The sequence below is a fragment of the Enterococcus sp. 2G9_DIV0600 genome (assembly GCF_002140615.1).
In the GTDB taxonomy this organism is placed as follows: domain Bacteria; phylum Bacillota; class Bacilli; order Lactobacillales; family Enterococcaceae; genus Enterococcus_D; species Enterococcus_D innesii.
Map to the genome: position 1 here is coordinate 2,389,029 of NZ_NGLL01000001.1, position 20,797 is coordinate 2,409,825.

A 20,797-nucleotide genomic window follows, 5' to 3' on the forward strand; every position below is an offset into this window, starting at 1 on the left:
CAATAAATTGAAACGTCCTACACATTGGTTCGTTTGCTTGCTTTGTTCAGTTTTCAAAGGTCTACCGTGCTGTGTTAGCAACTTTTATATCATATCAGAGCGACGTTTGATTGTCAACTCTTTTTTAAAAGTTTTTTCAAGAAGTTGTTATTTAACTTCTTTCTTAACCTCAGCGACTTTTTTATCTTACCATCTCAAACGTTATATGTCAAACACTTTTTTGAAAAGTTTTTTTTGATTTATCAGGTTTTTCAGAGATGATATTTTTTCGACTTTGTTATAATAACACTTGTAAATTGTTTCGTCAACAACTATTTTAAAAATAGATCAATCAGTGATTGTTACAAATATCTTAACAAGGACAAGTAATAATATAGCAATTCTTAAAGGAAAAATCAACTAAAAAAATAGGCTTTTTGACAACTATTTTTATAAGCGAATTATTCATTACCAAACGTTTCGAACGTTCGTTTATAAGCAGTGTTTCGCCACTAAATCTATCATTTAAGAATGAAAAAAAAGAGAACTTAAGCTTTTTGCTCAACGTTCTCTTTTCGTCCGATCTTCCGTTTGAAGGATCGGTATATAAATCCGAAAGATTGTTCCTTGGCCAATGACACTCTCCGCCGTGATTTTTCCTTTATAGCTTTCTAATAGTTGTTTTGCTATAGATAATCCCAAACCATTGCCACCTTTGGTTCTTGCACGGGCTTTATCTACCCGATAGAAACGATTAAAGATCTTGTCGAGGTCTTCTTTGGAGATTCCCTCACCAAAGTCTTGAATGGCAATTTCAAAGGATTGCCGATCCAACGAAATGGATAGATGAACTTCTTTTCGATCAGTGGAATATTTCACTGCGTTATCCAAGACAATAATAATGATCTGTTCAAAATGATTGCGATAGATTTTCAGCTTCAACTCATGGTATAAGTCATCATCCAATGTAAAAACAAAATCCGGATACAGTATTTTAAAGTTATTGAAGACTTGATAGACAACTTCTTTTGCATTGGTTGTTTCATTTGCATAATGAACATCCACTTGTTCCGCTCTTGAGAGATCCAACATTTCCTGTACTAGCGTCTTCATCCGACTGATCTCTTGCATACTGGCTGCCAGAGACTCATCCAAAATCTCTGGATCGTCTTTTCCCCAACGCTGCAACAGATTCATATGTCCTTCAATGATCGCCACAGGCGTTCGCAACTCATGAGAAACGTCTTCGACGAATCGCTCTTGCTGTTCAATGTATAGGCGCATGCGATCCAGCATTTCGTTAAAGATATCTGCTAAATCAGACAGTTCATCGTTCGTATTTAATTCTGGCATATGCACCGTTGACTGTGGGTTTTTCCGAACGGTTTCCATCGTATCTCGCAAGACCTTTAACGGCTGAAGGAAATACGCTGATAAAAAGAACCCAAGCACACTGCTGAGAATCAGAGAGACAACTTCTAAGATAATCAAAGTCAGCAGCAGTTTGCTGCGTATTTCGTAAAAAGAAGTCAATTCATAAAATGTTTGTGCATAGCCAATCCGCTCTCTGGTGCCTTTTGAATAGATGGGTTGGATCGAGAGAAAGCCTGTGATACCATCCAGCGTTACGATGGTTGGCGCTTTGCGCTGCGTGTCGATCAGTGCTAAATCATTTTCATGTGTTTTAAACACAAGATCCTCATTCAAATTATAAACAAACAAGCTCAACGGCGCTTGGCCTAATTCCGAAATAAAGGAATCGATTTTCATTAAGTTGCCATCGATCGTTGAAGTGCGATCATAAATGCTCGTCGTCCCCGCATCATTTTTGGTTAAATTACGATATGTTCGAACCAATGTTAGTTCTTGATCCGAATTGGCTAAACGAGAAGCGACCTCTGACATCGTTCGCTCCACATTGTTTTCTTCTTTAGCGACGATCAAATTCACCGATGTTTTATAGGTGATCACAGCAAAGATCGTAAATACGACGAATATAAAGAAAGAACTTGCGAAGGCCCACTTTACAGTTAAAGAAGGCCCCTTCAGTTCTTTTAATTTTTTCATTCTTTTTTTAAGGTTCACGACCGCATCACATAACCTGTACCACGAACGGTTTGGATATAGCTTTCCTCCCCTGGTACATCAATTTTATTCCGTAAGTAGCGGATGTAAACATCGACAACGTTGGTTTCCACTTCTGTCTCATAGCCCCAGACTTTGTTTAATAAAACATCTCTGGCTAAAACGACATTGACGTTTTCCATTAAAGTCAACAATAGCTCATATTCGCGTTTCGTTAGTTCAATGACATCTGTTCCACGTCGAACGACACGGTTTTCTTTTTCAATCGTTAGATCGCGGTAAGTGATCGTAGTTTGTTTTGCGACGTTTTTGTCCCCTTCGATATCGATACGGCGAAGCAACGCACGTAAGCGTGCCAGCAATTCTTCAATTGCAAAAGGCTTCACAATATAATCATCAGCACCATGATCCAAACCTGATACTCGATCAATCACAGAATCTCTCGCGGTCATCATGATGATCGGGGTGTTCTTCGATTGACGCACACGTCGGCAAACTTCTAACCCATTTAGCTCTGGAAGCATTAGATCCAATAAGATTGCATCCCATTCATTATTCAGCGCGGCATCCAGTCCCGTCCGTCCGTTGTAATGAACTTCGGTATTATACCCTTCATGCTTTAATTCTAATTCCACAAATCGAGCTAAGTTCTTTTCATCTTCAATGATTAGAATATTACTCATTATTGATAGCCCCTTTATTGATTATTCTGTCTTTAAAATAGACATTATCTGTCTTATTTTATCATGTATCTAAAAAATAAAAAAGAGATTGACCGAAAGTTCTCACTTTCGGCCTTTCTCTTTTGGATTCTCTTAAAGCTTACGCTTCGTCATACCATGAATAATGGAAAATTCCCTCTTTATCTGTCCGTTCATACGTATGCGCGCCGAAGTAATCCCGTTGTGCTTGGATCAAGTTCGCTGGCAAACGATCAGAACGATACGAATCAAAGTACGCGATCGCAGAGGAGAACGTCGGCACAGGGACACCCGCTTGGACAGCTAGCGCAACTACTTCACGTACAGAAGATTGATAGCGTTTCGTGATGTCTTTGAAGTAATCATCTAATAATAAGTTTTCGATGTCAGCGTTCTTGTCATAAGCATCCGTGATTTTTTGTAAAAATTGCGCACGGATGATACAGCCTGCACGCCAAATTTTGGCAATCTCACCAAAAGGAAGATCCCAATCGTACTCTTTTGATGCTGTACGTAATTGCGCGAAACCTTGTGCATAGCTCATGATTTTACTGAAGTATAAGGCTTCACGGATCTTATTGATAAATTCTTCTTTATTTCCTTCAAAAGCAACCGCTTCTGGTTTCGGTAATACTTTGCTGGCATTGACCCGTTCTTCTTTGTAAGCTGAGATATAGCGAGCAAAAACAGATTCAGTGATCAATGGCAATGGTACACCTAGGTCTAAGGCACTTTGGCTCGTCCATTTCCCAGTTCCTTTATTGCCTGCAGCATCTAAGATGACATCAACGATCGGTTTGCCTGTTCCTTGATCATCTTTACGTGTCAAGATATCCGCTGTGATCTCAATTAGGTAGCTATCCAATTCACCTTTGTTCCATTCGGCAAAGATATCAGCCATTTCATCAACAGATAAACCTAAAATGTTTTGCATCAAGTCATAAGACTCCGCAATCAGCTGCATGTCGCCATACTCGATCCCATTATGAACCATTTTTACGTAATGGCCTGCACCATTTGGCCCAATATAAGTTACACAAGGTGTACCATCTTCAGCTTTTGCTGAAATTTGTTCCAAGATCGGTGCAACCAATTCATATGCTTCTTTTTGTCCACCAGGCATGATTGAAGGACCTTTCAAGGCGCCTTCTTCCCCACCAGAAACACCCGTACCGATAAAGTTGATTCCTGAGTTTGCCAACTCTTCGTTACGACGAACGGTATCTTTAAAGAAGGTATTTCCGCCATCAATCAAAATATCGCCTTTGTCTAGATGAGGCAATAGTTCTTGGATCGTAGCATCCGTCGCAAATCCTGCTTTTACCATTAATAAAATACGACGTGGTTTTTCAATTGATTGGACAAATTCTTCTATCGTATAAGTTGCTTTAAAATTTTTATCTGGATGTTCTTTTACTACTTCTTCTGTCTTTGAACCAGTACGGTTAAATAAGGCAACTGAATAACCGCGGCTTTCGATGTTCAACGCTAAGTTTTTGCCCATAACAGCCATACCGACAACGCCGATTTGTTGTTTTGTCATCTTTCATCCTCCTAAGATTCAATTATCTTTTTCATTATAGCGCAAATGTACCTGCTTTTGAACTATTCTCTTTCGATGGACAAAAATATTTCTGAAAAGTTCCATCTTTTCCAAAAAAACAAAAAAACCTCAGGCTCCATGGTTAGCCTAAGGTTTTAGAATCCTCTTTCTGAAAAAAAGGAATTATGCTTCTTTTGTTGCTACGTCTTTGCCATCGTAATGACCACAGTTAGAGCAGACATGGTGGCTTTTTTTCATTTCACCACAGTTTGCACATTCGTTCAAACCGTTGATTGTCAATTTGTAATGTGTACGACGTTTTGCTTTCTTCGCTTTCGAAGTTTTTCTAGCTGGTACTGCCATTTTGCTACACCTCCTTGTTAATGAACGCAACCTTGAGGCTGCAATTTATTCCAATCCTACGCGTTATCGTCATCTGATTCATTGAATAATTCGGATAATTTTGCAAGACGAGGATCAACTTGTTGAGCTTGCGCTTCTTTTTGATTTGCAAAGTCTTCTTCTGACAAAACAGCCCAATCCTTGCCAGATGGCATTGCTGAACCTTGTTTTTCTTCTTCTGTCAGGACTTGCAAAGGAATCGCAAGTAATAGGTTATCAGCGACTGATTCATCTAAGCTGATGGTTTGACCTTCAATGATCAAAACTTCTTCTTCGACGATCGTTTCATCGCGACGCTGAAATTGCTCTGGTGTCATGAATTGTTCATCCACTGAAAAATCAAAAGGAATCGCTACAGGTGTCAAAGAACGAGTAGATGGCAATGTCATCGTCGTTTCCACTTGATAGTGCAGCAAGTACCCTTGCTTATCAACACTCATCAGCCCTTTTACTTTTACAGGAGACAAATCAATGATCTGTCCATCGCGTTTTATCAGTTGACTTTTTAGGTCAAGTGTTTCTTCAAACATCAGCGGTGTCTCTTGGTATTTTTTTAATTCCAATAAAGACCATTTCATTTTTATCACCCCTAAGCAACAAAAGCAATTATACAGGGCTTCTGAGGCTTTGTCAATGAAATTTTCTTGACACCTTTTTCATTTTTGATCGTGTCATTTTAATGCCTTTTCTCAAGGGATTTCGACACTCTCAAAAAAACAACAGGAAGCGCACAACGTGCACTTGCCTGTTGCTTGATCAATCGTTAAAAATCATTAGATCGCTGTTGTTTCTCCACGATAAACGATACCGCGACGAGAATCAAGAGTAACCAATTCGCCATCTTTGATGGTTGTTGTTGCATCTTTGGCACCAACGATCACTGGTAGATCTTTCGCGATTCCGACAACTGCTGCATGAGAAGTCAAGCCGCCATCTTCAACAACTAAAGCTGCTGCTTTTTCGATTGCTGGCATATATTCTTTATCTGTTGTTGGTACAACTAAAATCATGCCATCTTTTGCTTTCGCAATTGCTTCTTCGGCACTGTGAGCGATCACGGCATTGGCAACAACTGATTTTTCACCAATTCCTTGCGCTTCAAGCAATTTTGATCCGATCAATTGGATCTTCATTACGTTGGTTGTTCCGCGTTCACCAACAGGAACACCGGCTGTGATCAAGATTAGATCGCCTTCTTTAGCAAAGCCTAAATCAACTGCTTGTTTTGCTGCTAATTCAAACATTTCATCAGTTGTTGATGGTTTTTCAGCAACGGTTGGGTACACACCCCAGTTAAGCATCAAGCCGCGTTTTGTGCGTTCGTCAAATGTAACAGCTAAAATGTCAGCATCTGGACGATATTTAGAGATCATTTTCGCAGTGTAGCCAGATTCAGTGGCAGCAACGATTGTTTTAACCCCTAAGTTTTTCGCTGCACGCGCAACAGATAAACCGATTGTTTCCGTTACATCTGTTTTATCAAATTGGTTGATTTGGAAAGTGCTGTTTTCTGATAAAGCTTTTTCTGCTTCCACGTCGATACGTGCCATTGTTGCTACTGCTTCAACAGGGTAGTCACCGTTTGCTGACTCACCAGAAAGCATTGTTGCATCAGTACCGTCAAAGACAGCATTGGCAACGTCAGAAGCTTCTGCACGAGTTGGACGTGGGTTTTGTTGCATTGATTCTAACATTTGTGTTGCTGTGATAACTGATTTACCAGCAGCGTTACATTTTTTGATGATGCTCTTTTGAACCATTGGTACTTCTTCAGCAGGGATCTCAACACCCATGTCACCACGGGCAACCATGATACCATCAGAAACTTTGATGATTTCATCGATATTATCGATACCTTCTTGTGATTCGATTTTAGAGAAGATTTGCACATGAGTCATGTCTTTTTCTTCTAAAATTTCACGAATTTCTAAAACGTCTTGCGCTTTACGTACAAATGAAGCGGCAATGAAGTCGATATCGTTATCAAGACCAAAACGGATATCTTCTGCATCTTTTTCAGTAATACCAGGTAAGCTGATTGATACGCCAGGAGCATTGACCCCTTTACGTGATCCTAACATTCCAGCATTTTTAACGACAACCACTAATTCACGGGTTGCTTCGTCTTTTTCTTTGATTTCCATGTCGATCAAGCCATCATCAAACAAGATGTGTCCGCCCACATGAACATCTTCAAATAAACCAGGATAAGTTACAGCAATTTTTTCTTTTGTTCCTTTGTGTTCTGGATCCATTGAAATACGTGTTTCATCGCCAACGTTGAATTGGATGTATCCAGCACGACCAAAGTCTGCTTCTGTCGTATTTTGTACAGTTGTACGGATTTCAGCACCTTTTGTATCTAAAAGGATACCGACATCTTTACCAGTTTTCTTTACGGCTTCACGAACCATTGTCATACGCGCTAATTGTTCTTCATGATCTCCATGAGAGAAGTTAAAGCGGAAGACATTCGCACCGGCTTCAATCAGTTGAGAAATAATTTCCACACTGTTACTTGCTGGTCCTAATGTACTTACGATCTTTGTTTTTTTCATTACTAAACGCTCCTATTCATTTATTTAAAATAGCTAATAAGCTTTTTTTACAAAATTACTGTTGCGTTGCTTTAAAAATCTCTTTAGAATGAGATTTCTTTGTTCAAGTTATACAAGCTAAGATCTGGTTTGTGACGATTGTTTTCAAGGGTATCGATGATATCAGAAGCAATCATTTCATTGTTTTCGATACCGATACATAGACCGCCTTTGCCTTGTTGCAATAATTCAACGGCATATGAACCAAATTTACTTGCTAACACACGGTCACGAGCGCTTGGTGAACCACCACGGACAACATGTCCTAGAATGGATACACGGGTATGGAAATCGCCGTATTCAGAAAGTTTGTCAGCAAAATCATTTCCGCCCATCACACCTTCGGCTAAAACGATCAAGCAATGTTTTTTCCCGCGGTCGCGTCCTTCACGGATACGATCAGCAACAACTTGCATGTCAAAATCATGTTCTGGGATGATGATTTCATCCGCACCACCGGCCACACCTGACCATAAAGCGATATCGCCAGCACCACGACCCATTACTTCGATCACGAATGTGCGGACATGTGATGTCGCTGTATCACGGATCCGGTCAATCGATTCCAAGACAGTATTGATCGCTGTATCAAAACCAATCGTGAAATCTGTTCCTGGAATGTCATTATCGATCGTTCCTGGAATCCCAATCGCTGGGAAACCGTGACGAGTAAGTGCCATCGCACCATGGTAAGATCCATCTCCACCAATCACGACTAGCCCTTCGATGCCAAATTTCTTTAATTGTTCGATTCCTTTTAATTGTCCTTCTTGTGTCGCAAATTCTGGATAACGTGCTGAATATAAGAATGTTCCACCACGTTGAATTTTGTCACCAACATCAGCAACATCTAAGCGACGAATGTCACCTGCGACTAGTCCGGCATAGCCATAGTTGATTCCGTATACTTCAAGTCCGTCAAAAATACCCTTTCTGACAACTGCGCGAATCGCTGCGTTCATTCCTGGTGCATCGCCGCCACTGGTTAGAATTCCAATGCGTTTCATTATTCTTTCACCTCATCAAAAGATTTTGTTTAGGGAAGCCCCTGTTTGCTAGTTTTCAAGTAATAACCACGAGACATATTCTACCATTATTCCATGAAAATGTCTTGAAATAGTGGGAAAAAGTTGAAAAAAGTGTAAGTTGAATTACCGTTTTCGGAAAATTACTTGAAAATTACATTTCCATTTCCTAATAATGCGATCAGTTGTTTGACAAAGTTCGGCTCATCCGTCACCCAGTTTTCTTCTGCTAATAACACTTTTTTGCCACTGCTTTCATAGAACATCACCACTGGAATATTTCCGTGATGCTGCTTCATTTCCTTCGACAATGCTTGCAGGTGCGACGTTTCAGCTGCAGCAGAAATCTTTAAGTAGCAAGTTTGTGGCGCAATTTTATTTTGAACATTTTCAGCTAAGTCTATTTTATCAGCAATGAGTTGGATTTCACCATTGTAACGACTTACCTCGACCTTTCCTTCAATATAGAGAACAGCATTTTCTTCGATCAAGGAACGCACTTGTCGATAAACGATGGGAAAAATCGTTACTGAAACTTCCTTGCTGGCATCCGTTCCTTCGACAAACGCCATTTGTTCGCCTTTTTTTGTACGAATCTCCCGAATCTTGCGGACATACAAAAGAATACGCACTCGTTCGTTTGGAACCAGATCAGCAATATCCGTGATTTGTTTTAATTGGTGCAATTTTTGAAACTGTTCCACGGGATGACCAGACAAATAAACACCTAAGTATTCTTCTTCCAAAGCCAGTTTTTCTTCCAGTTTGTAATCGGCAACGGCTTCTTCTTTTAATGCCATAGTTTCTAAGAGATCCAAACTGCCGCCACTATAAGTAATATTTTGGATCTTTCCTTCTAGCTGGATCAGTGCTTGTTTTCGATTGGGGGCAATCACATCGAATACGCCAATGCTCAAAAGCGGCAATAAATAATCCAATTTTAACCATTTGCTGTTCCGCTGATTCAAGCGAAGCAAAAATTGATCCATAGACGTGAAATTGCCATGCTCTTTTCGTTCTGCCAAAATGTCTTGGATCATGTCGCGCCGAATCCCTTTGATACTGCTGAACCCAAAACGGATTTGTTTCTCGTTTTGCAGTTGAAAACTAAACCCACTGGTATTGATCGATGGTGGCAGCACTTCTACGCCGTAACGTGCGGCTTCATTTAAGTATTCTTTCATTTTGCTGGCAGTGTTGCGTACCGAATGCAGGATAGAAGCAAAAAATGGTGCTGGATAGTGCACTTTCAGGTACGCCATTTGAAAGCCGATAAAGGAATAGGCAAACGCATGGGATCGATTAAAACCATAGTTGGCGAAGCGTTCAATATAGTCATAGACCAAATTAGCGGTCTTTTCGTCATAATGATTGGCCAAGGCACCTTGCACAAAATGACGACGTTCCTCATCCAAGACGTCTTTTTTCTTTTTACTGATTGCTCGCCGCAAAATATCTGCTTGTCCTAAGCTGAAACCAGCCATTTTGGAAGCTACTTGCATGATCTGTTCTTGGTAAACAATGATTCCGTAGGTGTTTTGCAAGATTGGAATCAAGCTGTCATCCGGATAAGAGACCCGCTCTTGTCCTTTTTTCCGCTTAATAAAGGTATCGATATTTTGCATCGGTCCTGGACGATACAAGGCATTGACTGCGGCAATATCCTCGATACTTTCTGGTCCTAACTTACGCAGCACATTGCGTATTCCCGCTGATTCAAATTGGAAGATCCCTGCGGTTTCGCCTTTTTGAAACAAACGCAATGTTGCTGGATCATCAAGAGGAATCTCTTTTTGGGTTACGATTTGTTGGCTGATTCGTTTGATACCTTTCAAGGTATTATCAATGATCGACAAGTTTCTCAAGCCTAAAAAATCCATCTTCAATAGGCCGATGGCTTCTACGTCATTCATGGTAAATTGGGTCAGCCAGATCCCATCGCTGCCTTCTTGTAAGGGAACCAGATCAAGCAGATTCTTGTCACTGATCACCACACCGGCGGCATGGGTCGATACGTGACGTGGTAAGCCTTCTAAAATTTTGGCGACTTGAAACATTACTTGGTTGCGCTCATTAAACGACACCAATTCTCGCAGCTGATTGGATTGTTCATAAGCAAGATCTAAGGTCATTTTCAAGGCATTGGGGATGGCTTTTGACCAGCGATTGGCTTCACTTTGCGAAAGACCAAAGACACGAGAAACATCTCGCAGAACCATTTTGGCCGCCATGGTGCCAAACGTGGCGATCTGTGCCATATATTCTTGCCCGTATTTTTGGCGCACATACTGTAAAATCTCGTCTCTGCGATTGTCAGGAATGTCTAAATCGATATCAGGCATCGTGTAACGTTCTGGATTCAAGAATCGTTCAAACAAAAGATCGTATTTGATTGGATCCACGTCGGTGATCGATAAAACATACGCCACCAGTGCTCCGGCAGCAGATCCCCGTCCAGCGCCGGTAACAATTTCTTGTTTGTGGGCAAAGTCCATGACGTCCCAAATAATCAAGAAATAGTCATCAAAGCCCATCTTATGGATGACAGACAACTCATAATCCAAACGCTGTTCGTACGCCGATGTAACGTGGGCAACACGTTGAGGCAGACGTTCAAAACAAATTTTCCGCAAATAGTCCGCAGCGCTTTCTTCTGCTGGTAGCGGGTAATGAGGCAATAGCCGCTGATGCAGTGGCAGCTCGACGGCGCATTCAGCTGCAATCCGCTGATTATTCATCAATGCCTGCGACGCTTCGCCAAATGCCGCAGTCAATTGGTCTGCCGGTTGTAAAAAAAACTGCGTAGTCGCTTGCTCTTTTGCCTGACGAAAGTCTTCAATTTGCGAACCATCTTTGATATGGGTCATCACTTTGACTGCAAAGGCTTCTTCTTGTGCTAAAGCCGCAATGGGTTGATACGCACATGGTGCAATGTTTTGCTCGTTAAACCAAGCGATCGTTTCTGGATCTAGCCCCTTGCTAGTAATGCCTAAAAACAAGCTCTCAGAATCAAATTTATGGCTGATTGCTTGCAGTACTTTTTGATTAGCTTCTAAATTATCGTGTTGAGAAGACAGAAACCCCTCGCCTTCAGGTAGCAACCCAAAGAGGTCCTGCAAAGAATCACAAGCAGCTAAATTCAACTGCTCGGTGATCATTTTTTCACTTGATAAACGCATCAAGGTTTGATAGCCCTTGAGGTTTTTTGCAAATACGTACAATGGAAAGGACATTGAACCTTCCCCGAAGGTACAGTCAAATATAGCGCCAAAAATCGGTTTAATGCCCTGCGCAAGGCATTCCTGATAAAACTCGACTGCGCCATAGAGAACATTATGATCGGTCAGACCCAACGTCTGATAGCCCATCTTTTTGGCTTGCTCTATATAGTGAGGAATTTTGATCGTACTTTGCAGCAACGAATAGGCGCTTAAGGTGGTGAGCTGTGAATACATTGAAATCCCTCCAAAAATGAAAATTCTCTTTCTTTCTGCTAGTAAATAGATTTGAAAAACAAAATGAAAAAGTGAAAATCTTTACAATAAATATTTTTGTGATAAACTAAAGTCGAAATGGAAGATACGCAGAAAAGAGGTGTCGTCATGCGTTACCTAGTCACTTTATTTTGGACTTTTGTATTAGGTCAAGTCGTTGGCTATCTAGGCAGCTCACTTGCTGGAGCAACTTATGATTTTCAATTAACTTCAATCATCTCTTTGGTCACAGGTGTGGTGATCATTCTTGTTGGTATTATCGCACCAGCGCCTGAAAAGACAAACCATTAAAAAAAAACCAGTTACCTTTATTGTAACTGGTTTTTTTTTCTTTTCAACTATTCACTGATGTCCGTTTTACGTAAGCTTTTACGGAAATTAAATCCTGATATAAAAATATTGATCAGTACAAACCCACTAGTTACCCAAAAGACAGCGGGATAACCAAAACCAGCTGCCACCGTTGAGCCGACCATCGGACCTAACACTTGTCCAAAGTTAGAGAACATTTGGTTGTAGCTGTAGATACGGCTGACCCCTTCCATCGGGGTAATCTTGCTGATCAGTGTGTTGATCGACGGCATCAACGCACCTGTCGAAAAACCAAGCAAGAAGCGCAGCACGCCCAACTGAAACGGTGTGGAGACAAAGCCCATCGGAATGAAACAGAAAAATGACAGCAATAAACCGCCTAACAATACCTTGTGATTGCCGTAACGATCACCGATTTTGCCTAAAAATGGCGAAGAGATGATTGCCGAAACACCAGCAACAGAGACGATCAATCCGCTGACAAACAAAATATTGCCACTGTTCCCGCTTAGATCACGAATATACAATGTAAGGATTGGGCTGATACTGGTTACACCTAGCTGTAAAATCAGTGACGTAATAAACAAGCCAACAAGCAACTGCATATTTTTGATTTGACCAAAAATTTCTTTGATGGACAGCAGATCGCCCTTTTCAACCGGCTCAAAATCTTCTTGAACGAGAAAAATCGTGAGCAAGAGCGTAATTAGCAACACAACACCAGTAATGATAAAAACATTTTTCATGCCGAACCATTGCGCCAACGCCCCACCCATGGAAGGACCAATCAAATTCCCTGCGATGGCTCCTGTAGCCAATGTCCCAAGCGCCCAACCGCTTTTTTCTCGAGGCGCCTGCGAAGCGATCAACGCAGTCGCATTTGGAATATACCCCGATAAAATTCCGGTAAAGAAACGCATGATCAATAACCAATAGACATTCGGTACAAAAGCCAAAGAACCCATCGTCACTGTCATCCCCGCAGCCGCGCGAATCATCATTAAACGACGACCTTTTTGATCTGCTAGATTTCCCCATACTGGAGCAATGATAGCCGCCGCAAACGCCGTTACTGAGATTGCTAATCCAGAAAACAACTCAATTTGACTCTCTGGAGCGCCTAACTCTTCTATATATAAGGGAATGAATGGCATGACAAGACTAAAACTGGCACCCGTAAAAAAACAACCTACCCATGAAATCAGTAGATTTCGTTTCCAATCAATCTTCATTTACAAACCTTCTTTCACAAATACTATACCGTATCGTGAGTAATAATCAAATAAAAAATCTTTCTGCATTTAAAATACAGAAAGATTTTCTTCATTAAACTTAACTGATCAAAGCCAAAATGACAAAGTTTAGGATAAACAACGCATTGACGACCCAGATGATCGGAGACACTTCGTTGGCTTTTCCTTTCACTACTTTCACTAAGGCATAGAAAATGAAGCCAACAGCGATCCCGTTGGAAATACTGTAAGACAAGCCCATAAAAATAGACGCGAAGAAAGCGGGAACTGCTTCTTCTAGATCAGTCCACTTGATGTCTGCAAAAGAAGCCATCATCATTACCCCAACTAAGATCAACGCCGGTGCTGTCGCTTGTGCGGGAACGATTGAGATCAGTGGAGAAAAGATACTGCTGATCGCAAAGAGTGCTGCCACCACAACGGAAGTCAAGCCCGTGCGTCCACCAGCACCGATGCCAGCTGCTGATTCCACATAAGTCGTTGTATTTGAGGTCCCTACGATGGCCCCTACAGAAGTGGCTACGGCATCTGCAAAAAGAGCCTTATCCATCTTCGTATTCAACCCGTTACTATTTTCAACCGCTTCTTCATCTTTTTTCGAAAAGATCCCTGTACGACGTCCAGTCCCGATAAAGGTACCGATCGTATCAAAGACATCTGATAAACTAAACGCCAAAATCGTCATGATTACTTGAGGGATTTTGGCAGAATCACTGAATAATGAGCCCATTCCTTCAGAGCCAAACGCAGCGCCAAAGGTGATGCCTAGTTCGCTGATCGAGCTTCCTAACGAATTCCCGTGCCAATCAATGGCACTTAAATCCACCACACCCATCAAAATACCGATGATCGTCGTTCCTAAAATACCAAAAATAATTGCCCCACGAACATTTTTCACCACTAATAAAGTAGTCAATACTAAACCAATCACTGCTAACAAAACAGGTGCATTATTGAAATTCGCCAAAGCTGGGACGATCCCCCCATTAAAATTGGCACTCACGATCGTCTCACCGTCGACAACTGAACCAGTCACTGCGGCAGTGTCTGCACTGAAGTTTAGCAAGTTGGCATTTTTGATCCCTACATAAGCCACAAAGATCCCGATCCCGCCGCCGATTGCATGCTGCATGCTTTCTGGAATCGCATGGATGATCATTTTTCTGATACGAGTGACTGTGATAAAAATGTTAATCAAGCCGCAGATGAAAACCATCGCTAATGCTTGCTGCCACGTATAGCCCAAACCAAAAACAACGGTAAAGGTGAAGAATGCATTAAGTCCCATTCCAGGCGCTTGCGCATAAGGCACATTTGCAAATAAGCCCATGATCAGGGTACCAATCACTGAAGCGATGATCGTTGCTAAGAAAACAGCTTGAAACGGCATGCCTGCAGCAGATAAAATCGTCGGATTCACAAACAAAATATAACTCATCGCGAAGAAGGTGGTGACCCCGGCCATCACTTCTGTTGAAACCGTCGTTTTATTCTCCTTTAATTTGAAAAACTTTTCCATGTTATGTTTCACTCCTGAACTTTAATCGTTTCTATGAAAAGAAAAAATGAATAATTGCGCTTTTCATCGAACAATTACAAATTATAAGGGAATAACTTTCGCTTTTCAAACCTTTTTCCGAATAAAACGAACCCAAAACGTTTAATGTTCGTGTTTTGCTTTGTAACTATTATGAAAACTTATCGAAAACTTACTTGTATTGTGAAATGACAGAAATATGTTACACTTAAGCCACTAGTATAAGAGAATGGAGCGAGTCTTTTGAAACCAAAAATCATCGCCATTGATTTAGATGGCACAACCTTAAATACTGAATCCCAACTTTCCCCTCGCACACGTGAGGTACTGGTTCGCGCCACCAAAGCGGGACACTTTGTTACCATCGCTACCGGAAGACCTTTTCGGATGAGCGATCAATTCTATAAAGAATTGGCGCTCACAACACCAATGGTCAATTTTAACGGTGGGTTGGTCCATAAACCTCGACAAGTATGGGCAAATGAAATGGAGCACTCGATCTCTCGAGAAATTGCGTTTGAACTCATGGCACAAAAAGAGCAGCTGGGGCTGACGTTTGTGGCAGCAGAAAATCGCGAAACCTTTTTCATTGATGACCTAAGTGGATTTGATCAACACTTTTTCTTTTCGGGCAATGCTTCCGAAAAAAATCTATTAGCAAATTTAAAAACGGATCCCACTTCATTACTGGTGAAAACCGAAAATGAATTAGCAGAATCTGTTTCTTTACGTATCAAGGATCAATTTGACGATGCAGTCGATGTTCGAACATGGGGCGGGCCTCAAGCCATCTTAGAGATCGTACCAAAAGGAGTCCATAAAGCACTTGGTCTTTCGGTGATCGCGGATTCTTTGTCTTTAGATCGGCAAGATATTATCGCTTTTGGTGATGAACACAACGATTTGGAGATGCTGGATTATGCGGGTTGGGGCGTTGCCATGGCGAATGGCACGCAGCAATTAAAATCAATCGCCAATGATGTTACCGACAAAACCAATGCGGAAGATGGCATGGTCGATTACTTGGAAAAATATTTAGGTCTATAAAAAAAGCCGATGCGGGATATCCGCATCAGCTTTTTTTTACTTCCATATTCAAATCAAAGTGTTTCATAAACGATTTCTTTGGCTTCGGGAATCGATTCATCAATAAAGAACACTTTGTACCAGGTCAAGAACGTAAAGATCGTCCAGATTTTTCGTTGAAGATTCGGTTTTCCTTGGCGATGGTCTTCTAGCATTTGCAAAATCGCTGTTTGATCGAAGAAGGTTGCCGCAAAGTCTGACTCAAAAAGTGCTTTGACTGCTTCATACCCGGTTCCTTCTTTCAGCCATGCCTTGATAGGTACAGGAAAGCCTAGTTTTTCACGGTTTGCCCATTCTTTTGGCAAATGACGGTTTGACGCTTGTCGGAACACATCTTTCGTGTTGTTTTGATTGATCAAATATTTCGTCGGGATTGTTTGCGCCAACTTTTGCATCTCGATATCCAATAAAGGAACCCGTAATTCCAAGGAACTCGCCATGGACATTTTGTCTGCTTTTAACAAGATATCCTTCGGCATCCACTGATGAAGATCCAAATATTGCATCTTATTGACCTCGTCTTTGAGACCATTGACTTTCTCATAATGAGGCGCAACGATTTCAGCAACAGATGGTCCTTTTTGATACGTTGGTTTTAAAAGCTGTAGTGCTTCCTCTTCTTCAAAGACCAGGGCTTGCCCGATAAAGAAGTCTTGGGCAGGTGCCGTTGCTTCATAAAGATGAATTCGACCATGGAAGTTTTTCATTTTGCCGATTTGACGCCCTAAACGAAAGCGGATGTTTTGCGGCAGTTTTTTCAAGCCTTGGGCAAAAACGCGAACCGCTTTAGAGTTTGTGTGGAAGCCATAGGCAGCATAACCAGCAAATAATTCATCTGCCCCTTCCCCAGATTGAACGACCCGCACTTGCTGTGCTGCTAGGTTGGCTAAAAAGTACAAAGGGACACAGCTTGGGTTAGAATCCGGTTCGTCCAAGTGATACTGAATCAGCGGAAATGCCTCAAAGGACATTTCACCATCGATGACCGCTGCTGTGTTGTTCAAACCGAGTTTTTCCGTCAATTTGCGGGCTTCGATCGCTTCGTTGTAGGTTTTGTCATCAAACCCAATTGAAAATGAGTGATCTGGGCGCAAGACCGAGGCCACATAACTTGAATCGACACCACTGGATAAAAATGAGCCGACTTCAACATCACTGATTTGATGAGCGGCAATCGATTCTTGGACTGCTTGATCGATTTTGTCGACCCATTCTTCTCTTGAATGATTTTCTTTCACTGAAAAATCTGCATCCCAATACTGCTTGATCGTCAATCCTTGTTCATTAAACAAATAATAATGCCCTTCTTGCAAACGATGAACGCCTTTAAAGAAGGTTTCTCCGTTCAAAGGCGAGTATTGGAAGGTCAAATAAGGTTTCAACGCCTCTTGGTTCAACTCTTTCTTGAAATCTGGATGAGGCAAAAAGCTCTTAATTTCAGAACCAAACATAAAACTGCCATTCATTTGCGCATAGTAATACGGTTTGATGCCAAAGTGATCCCGCGCGCCGAAAAGCTCTTGTTTTTGAGTATCCCAGATGGCAAACGCAAACATTCCCCGCAGGCGCTGCAACACATCAATGCCCCACTCTTCATAGCCATGTAAGACTACTTCGGTATCCGCATGGGTAGAAAAGACATGACCTGCTTGGATCAATTCCTCCCGCAATACTTGAAAGTTGTAAATTTCACCATTAAAAATGATTACTTTTGTTTGATCCTCATTAAAAATTGGTTGTGAGCCACCTTCTAAGTCGATGATCGATAAACGACGAAACCCTAATGCCACTCGGTCGTCGGTAAATTTCCCTGAACTGTTTGGTCCGCGATGAACGATTCGGTCCATCATGCGTTCAATAATGATTTCTTTTTGATCTTTTGAATTGACAAAGCCGACAATTCCGCACATATTTTCACATCCGTTTTCATAATCCATTTTCATTTTTCTAAAGTAAATCATACCATAGAATTCAAGAGATACGATCTCTTTTTCAAAAAAATACAATCAATATATTTTTGCACAAAACACAATTTGAAGATAAACCTTATGATATCAAGGTTTCCAATCATCTCATACTCTCAATCTTACAAATTTGTTATCTAAGAAAATAGCTATCCTCAAAATTCTTAAGAAATTTTTTATGAATTCTATTTTTCTGAAAATATACAAAGATACTTTTCCCGAATTTACTGACTCCAGCAAACTTCTTTTGCTTCCATAGATGTGTATAAGAGACAGAAGATACTTTTCCCGAATTTACTGACTCCAGCAAACTTCTTTTGCTTCCATTCTCAGCATTGATTTCCTGAAAATAATCAGTCAGATTTGTTCGTTTGATAGTTTTATTGGACTATTGTGAAAAAAAGTGTTATTCTAACTATGGAATTTCGTTATCAACTAACCGTTGCCTTTCAATGACAAGTTTTAAGAAAGGAGAATGACTATGACATTCTATAACACAGATCTACAATATCGTGTAACTCTGGATACCAAATTGAATTTATTTATCGTTTTCGATAAAAAAGATGCGAATCATTTTGCGACTGGAATTACGATCGAGCAAGCTGTACAAGAATTGAAAAAAACTGCATAAGGAGTTCATCCAAATGAAGGATACCGATTCGTACTGAAAGCACCTCGCTAAGGAAAAAATTAGCTAGGTGCTTTCTTGTTTTTTGGCTCGCTTTTGTCTTTTTTAGTATCCGTTTCTTGCTTTTGACCGCTTTGCTGTTCATCCAGCAGTAAGATTTCATCAACAGATCCTTGCGTAATAAATTTGCTCAATCCCTGTGCCGCAACTTTTGTGTAACGCATAAAGAAATCTTTTTCTTCAAAATTCATCTTCTTGCCTCTTACTGATACAACTATACTTTCATTTCGTTTACCAGCGATTTCAACAGTAATTCTTGAGCGTCACTTCTTTAATACATATGAATGATCCATTAATAGCATACACGTTACAGTTGTCAAATCATGCTTTTCCTCTACTTATGAAAAGACAAATCTGACTTCAGACCACCTCCATAGTATGATTAGTTTTTAGGAACTATTTATCTTAGGAGTGATATTTATGGCTACGCTTTTTGCCATCTCGTTTTTGCTTGGCGAGTTCTGTTTCATTTTTGGCATTATCTTATTCTATATTGGTCTTGTAAAACAAAATGCAAAACGAGATCGAAATGTTTTGATCATTGTCGCTTCGGCTTTTTTCACCTTGTTTTCTTACGGTGGATTGTCCATCTACCATGAGGTGACGTCTTTCGATAGCATCACTGCGCAAATAAGCCTTTCTTTACGTAACGAAGCAAGAAAAAATGAATCCTTTGTCGATGCCGCTGCTTCCATGGAACAACCACAAGGAGAACAAACAGCTGGCAATAACGAATCAAGTAGCGCGCAACAAGAAGAACCTGCAAACAACGAGCAACATACACCTCAACTTTCTCGTGAAGAAAGAAATGCACTGAATCGTGCAGAAAGATACTTATCCAGCAATGCGTTTTCTCAGTCGAGCGTGAAACGCCAACTACTCTATGAAGACTTTTCTGAGAGCGCCGCAGACTTTTCCGTAGCCACCGTGAATGCCGATTGGAATGAGCAAGCATTGAAAAAAGCGCTTCGCTACTCGCAAAATTTATCCTTATCAGATGAGCGTGTGGCGAACCAACTTTCCTATGAAGGCTTTACTTCTGAACAAATTGAATACGCCTTAACACGTTTGCCCGATTGATTCTTTTCGTTTGTTGCCGGACCACAAGCAAAAAGGGGTTCAGCGAATTAGTGTATTTCTGTTGATTTCCCGATTGAGTGAAAACTGAGGTTTTTTCAGATGGTTATCGATCAAGCTCGGCAGTCAATTATCTTCTCTGCCCATAACAAACAAAAAAGCCTATCTCGAAAGATAGGCTAAACGCTCTAAAGCGTTGGTATAAGGAGAGTACAGGATTTGAACCTGCGCGCCGGGATGAACCGGGTCGGCGGATTTCGAGTCCGCTGCATTACCACTCTGCCAACTCTCCATAACAGTTATTTTCGCTAGTTTCACAAAAAATGTCAAGAAAAATCTGCATCCAAAATAGAAATGGATACAGATTTTTTATTCTTTAATCGAAAATATAGTTTTCTTTCTTTTCGATTACGCCTTCGATCGTCTCGTTGATGATTTTGATGATTTGGTCATCGGTGGGTGTGATAATACCCGCCGACATTAAGGAAGCCAAACCAGTCACAACGATCCATGCGCCATTATGTAGTGCATTTATCGCATCTTCGGATAGATCTGCATATTTTTCTTCTGATTTGATCAAGGATTTGAAATAGGTGGATGAAAAATCATGCATCAATTTCCCACCGCCATAATCATCGATAAAAAGGGCGATGTAGAGATTGTGCTGCTCTTGCGCGAAGCGTATATAATTCAGGCCTAAATCAACGAGTTTGTCTCCTGTTCGAACAACTGGAAAAACATTTTCCGATAAATCTTTGAAAACAGCCTCTACCAAAGTATTTTTTAAGTCCTGCATATTTTCGAACTCAAGATAAATTGGTTGAGTAGAAATTCCCATGTGCTTAGCGATATTCCGTGCCGTAAAGTTGCTAAAACCTTCTCTATTGATCAGTTCATAAGCGGCCTTCAAAATGTGTTCTCTTGTATAGACCTTCCTTCGCATCAATAAATCCCCCTTTTTTTATTTATTTAATTGTAACCGAGTTATTCATTTTTTTAAAATAAAACACTCCATCCGTTATCTTATTTCTATTCACTTTGTTCATTAAACATG

General features: G+C 40.8%; 17 protein-coding genes and 1 tRNA gene. 4 read left to right on the forward strand and 14 right to left on the reverse strand.

Annotation, left to right across the window (positions count from 1 at the left end; translation table 11 throughout):
- Positions 1–540: 540 nt before the first annotated feature.
- The 8 genes from A5870_RS11420 to dnaE all read right to left on the reverse strand — a co-directional run bounded on the left by A5870_RS11420 (position 541) and on the right by dnaE (position 11,787).
- Positions 541–2,046: a HAMP domain-containing sensor histidine kinase gene (locus A5870_RS11420; protein WP_034872519.1), complete on the reverse strand. Its 1,506-nt coding sequence runs from the start codon at positions 2,044–2,046 to the stop codon at positions 541–543.
- 14 nt (positions 2,047–2,060) lie between these two features.
- Complete coding sequence (locus A5870_RS11425) at positions 2,061–2,747, reverse strand: response regulator transcription factor (protein ID WP_005229193.1); 687 nt, start codon at positions 2,745–2,747, stop codon at positions 2,061–2,063.
- 139 nt (positions 2,748–2,886) lie between these two features.
- Positions 2,887–4,308, reverse strand: coding sequence for an NADP-dependent phosphogluconate dehydrogenase (gene gndA, locus A5870_RS11430; RefSeq protein WP_005229192.1), 1,422 nt, complete (start codon positions 4,306–4,308; stop codon positions 2,887–2,889).
- A gap of 183 nt (positions 4,309–4,491) precedes the next feature.
- Positions 4,492–4,671, reverse strand: a complete 180-nt coding sequence (gene rpmF / locus A5870_RS11435) for a 50S ribosomal protein L32 (RefSeq protein WP_005229191.1) — start codon at positions 4,669–4,671, stop codon at positions 4,492–4,494.
- A gap of 56 nt (positions 4,672–4,727) precedes the next feature.
- Positions 4,728–5,288, reverse strand: a complete 561-nt coding sequence (locus tag A5870_RS11440; protein WP_086292914.1) for a YceD family protein — start codon at positions 5,286–5,288, stop codon at positions 4,728–4,730.
- Between the two features lie 195 nt (positions 5,289–5,483).
- Positions 5,484–7,268, reverse strand: coding sequence for a pyruvate kinase (pyk, locus tag A5870_RS11445; RefSeq protein WP_005229179.1), 1,785 nt, complete (start codon positions 7,266–7,268; stop codon positions 5,484–5,486).
- An 83-nt stretch (positions 7,269–7,351) separates the two neighbouring features.
- Positions 7,352–8,314: a 6-phosphofructokinase gene (gene pfkA / locus A5870_RS11450; protein ID WP_005229169.1), complete on the reverse strand. Its 963-nt coding sequence runs from the start codon at positions 8,312–8,314 to the stop codon at positions 7,352–7,354.
- 161 nt (positions 8,315–8,475) lie between these two features.
- The gene (dnaE, locus tag A5870_RS11455) at positions 8,476–11,787 is read right to left on the reverse strand and encodes a DNA polymerase III subunit alpha (RefSeq protein WP_086292916.1); all 3,312 of its coding nucleotides are present in this window, start codon (positions 11,785–11,787) and stop codon (positions 8,476–8,478) included.
- Positions 11,788–11,934: 147 nt separating this feature from the next.
- Between dnaE and A5870_RS11460 the strand changes: the two genes are divergently transcribed.
- Entirely contained in the window at positions 11,935–12,117 is a 183-nt protein-coding gene (locus A5870_RS11460; RefSeq protein ID WP_081119394.1) for a YjzD family protein, read from the forward strand.
- A 47-nt stretch (positions 12,118–12,164) separates the two neighbouring features.
- On the opposite strand, the gene A5870_RS11465 is transcribed toward A5870_RS11460, so the two are convergent.
- Both A5870_RS11465 and A5870_RS11470 read right to left on the reverse strand, forming a co-directional pair.
- Complete coding sequence (locus tag A5870_RS11465) at positions 12,165–13,370, reverse strand: multidrug efflux MFS transporter (protein WP_005231893.1); 1,206 nt, start codon at positions 13,368–13,370, stop codon at positions 12,165–12,167.
- A 100-nt stretch (positions 13,371–13,470) separates the two neighbouring features.
- Positions 13,471–14,910: an NCS2 family permease gene (locus A5870_RS11470; RefSeq protein ID WP_077454199.1), complete on the reverse strand. Its 1,440-nt coding sequence runs from the start codon at positions 14,908–14,910 to the stop codon at positions 13,471–13,473.
- A gap of 261 nt (positions 14,911–15,171) precedes the next feature.
- Between A5870_RS11470 and A5870_RS11475 the strand changes: the two genes are divergently transcribed.
- A complete protein-coding gene (locus A5870_RS11475) occupies positions 15,172–15,975 on the forward strand; it encodes a Cof-type HAD-IIB family hydrolase (protein WP_005229159.1) in 804 nt (267 codons plus the stop codon).
- Between the two features lie 53 nt (positions 15,976–16,028).
- Here A5870_RS11475 and asnB read toward each other — a convergent pair whose 3' ends face one another.
- Entirely contained in the window at positions 16,029–17,924 is a 1,896-nt protein-coding gene (asnB, locus tag A5870_RS11480; protein ID WP_086293426.1) for an asparagine synthase (glutamine-hydrolyzing), read from the reverse strand.
- Positions 17,925–18,459: 535 nt separating this feature from the next.
- Between asnB and A5870_RS17360 the strand changes: the two genes are divergently transcribed.
- Positions 18,460–18,609 carry a hypothetical protein gene (locus A5870_RS17360; RefSeq protein ID WP_005229155.1) on the forward strand — a complete coding sequence of 50 codons (150 nt, stop codon included), beginning with the start codon at positions 18,460–18,462 and terminating at the stop codon, positions 18,607–18,609.
- 59 nt (positions 18,610–18,668) lie between these two features.
- On the opposite strand, the gene A5870_RS11485 is transcribed toward A5870_RS17360, so the two are convergent.
- Complete coding sequence (locus A5870_RS11485) at positions 18,669–18,857, reverse strand: hypothetical protein (RefSeq protein ID WP_086292918.1); 189 nt, start codon at positions 18,855–18,857, stop codon at positions 18,669–18,671.
- A 229-nt stretch (positions 18,858–19,086) separates the two neighbouring features.
- Here A5870_RS11485 and A5870_RS11490 point away from each other — a divergent pair, with 229 nt between their 5' ends.
- Positions 19,087–19,746, forward strand: coding sequence for an Ltp family lipoprotein (locus A5870_RS11490; RefSeq protein WP_086292920.1), 660 nt, complete (start codon positions 19,087–19,089; stop codon positions 19,744–19,746).
- 201 nt (positions 19,747–19,947) lie between these two features.
- Here A5870_RS11490 and A5870_RS11495 read toward each other — a convergent pair.
- Positions 19,948–20,035, reverse strand: a tRNA-Ser gene (locus A5870_RS11495).
- Between the two features lie 84 nt (positions 20,036–20,119).
- Positions 20,120–20,686 carry a TetR/AcrR family transcriptional regulator gene (locus tag A5870_RS11500; protein ID WP_086292922.1) on the reverse strand — a complete coding sequence of 189 codons (567 nt, stop codon included), beginning with the start codon at positions 20,684–20,686 and terminating at the stop codon, positions 20,120–20,122.
- Positions 20,687–20,797 lie beyond the last annotated feature (111 nt).

Excerpts from the sequence above, each read along its gene's own strand:
- A5870_RS11490 (WP_086292920.1), top strand. The coding sequence starts at position 19,087 with ATGGCTACGCTTTTTGCCATCTCGTTTTTGCTTGGCGAGTTCTGTTTC.
- A5870_RS11425 (WP_005229193.1), bottom strand. The coding sequence starts at position 2,747 with ATGAGTAATATTCTAATCATTGAAGATGAAAAGAACTTAGCTCGATTT.
- pfkA (WP_005229169.1), bottom strand. The coding sequence starts at position 8,314 with ATGAAACGCATTGGAATTCTAACCAGTGGCGGCGATGCACCAGGAATG.
- rpmF (WP_005229191.1), bottom strand. The coding sequence starts at position 4,671 with ATGGCAGTACCAGCTAGAAAAACTTCGAAAGCGAAGAAAGCAAAACGT.
- dnaE (WP_086292916.1), bottom strand. The coding sequence starts at position 11,787 with ATGTATTCACAGCTCACCACCTTAAGCGCCTATTCGTTGCTGCAAAGT.
- A5870_RS17360 (WP_005229155.1), top strand. The coding sequence starts at position 18,460 with ATGACATTCTATAACACAGATCTACAATATCGTGTAACTCTGGATACC.
- A5870_RS11470 (WP_077454199.1), bottom strand. The coding sequence starts at position 14,910 with ATGGAAAAGTTTTTCAAATTAAAGGAGAATAAAACGACGGTTTCAACA.
- A5870_RS11460 (WP_081119394.1), top strand. The coding sequence starts at position 11,935 with ATGCGTTACCTAGTCACTTTATTTTGGACTTTTGTATTAGGTCAAGTC.
- A5870_RS11500 (WP_086292922.1), bottom strand. The coding sequence starts at position 20,686 with ATGCGAAGGAAGGTCTATACAAGAGAACACATTTTGAAGGCCGCTTAT.
- A5870_RS11420 (WP_034872519.1), bottom strand. The coding sequence starts at position 2,046 with ATGAAAAAATTAAAAGAACTGAAGGGGCCTTCTTTAACTGTAAAGTGG.
- pyk (WP_005229179.1), bottom strand. The coding sequence starts at position 7,268 with ATGAAAAAAACAAAGATCGTAAGTACATTAGGACCAGCAAGTAACAGT.
- A5870_RS11485 (WP_086292918.1), bottom strand. The coding sequence starts at position 18,857 with ATGAATTTTGAAGAAAAAGATTTCTTTATGCGTTACACAAAAGTTGCG.
- asnB (WP_086293426.1), bottom strand. The coding sequence starts at position 17,924 with ATGTGCGGAATTGTCGGCTTTGTCAATTCAAAAGATCAAAAAGAAATC.
- A5870_RS11465 (WP_005231893.1), bottom strand. The coding sequence starts at position 13,370 with ATGAAGATTGATTGGAAACGAAATCTACTGATTTCATGGGTAGGTTGT.
- gndA (WP_005229192.1), bottom strand. The coding sequence starts at position 4,308 with ATGACAAAACAACAAATCGGCGTTGTCGGTATGGCTGTTATGGGCAAA.
- A5870_RS11440 (WP_086292914.1), bottom strand. The coding sequence starts at position 5,288 with ATGAAATGGTCTTTATTGGAATTAAAAAAATACCAAGAGACACCGCTG.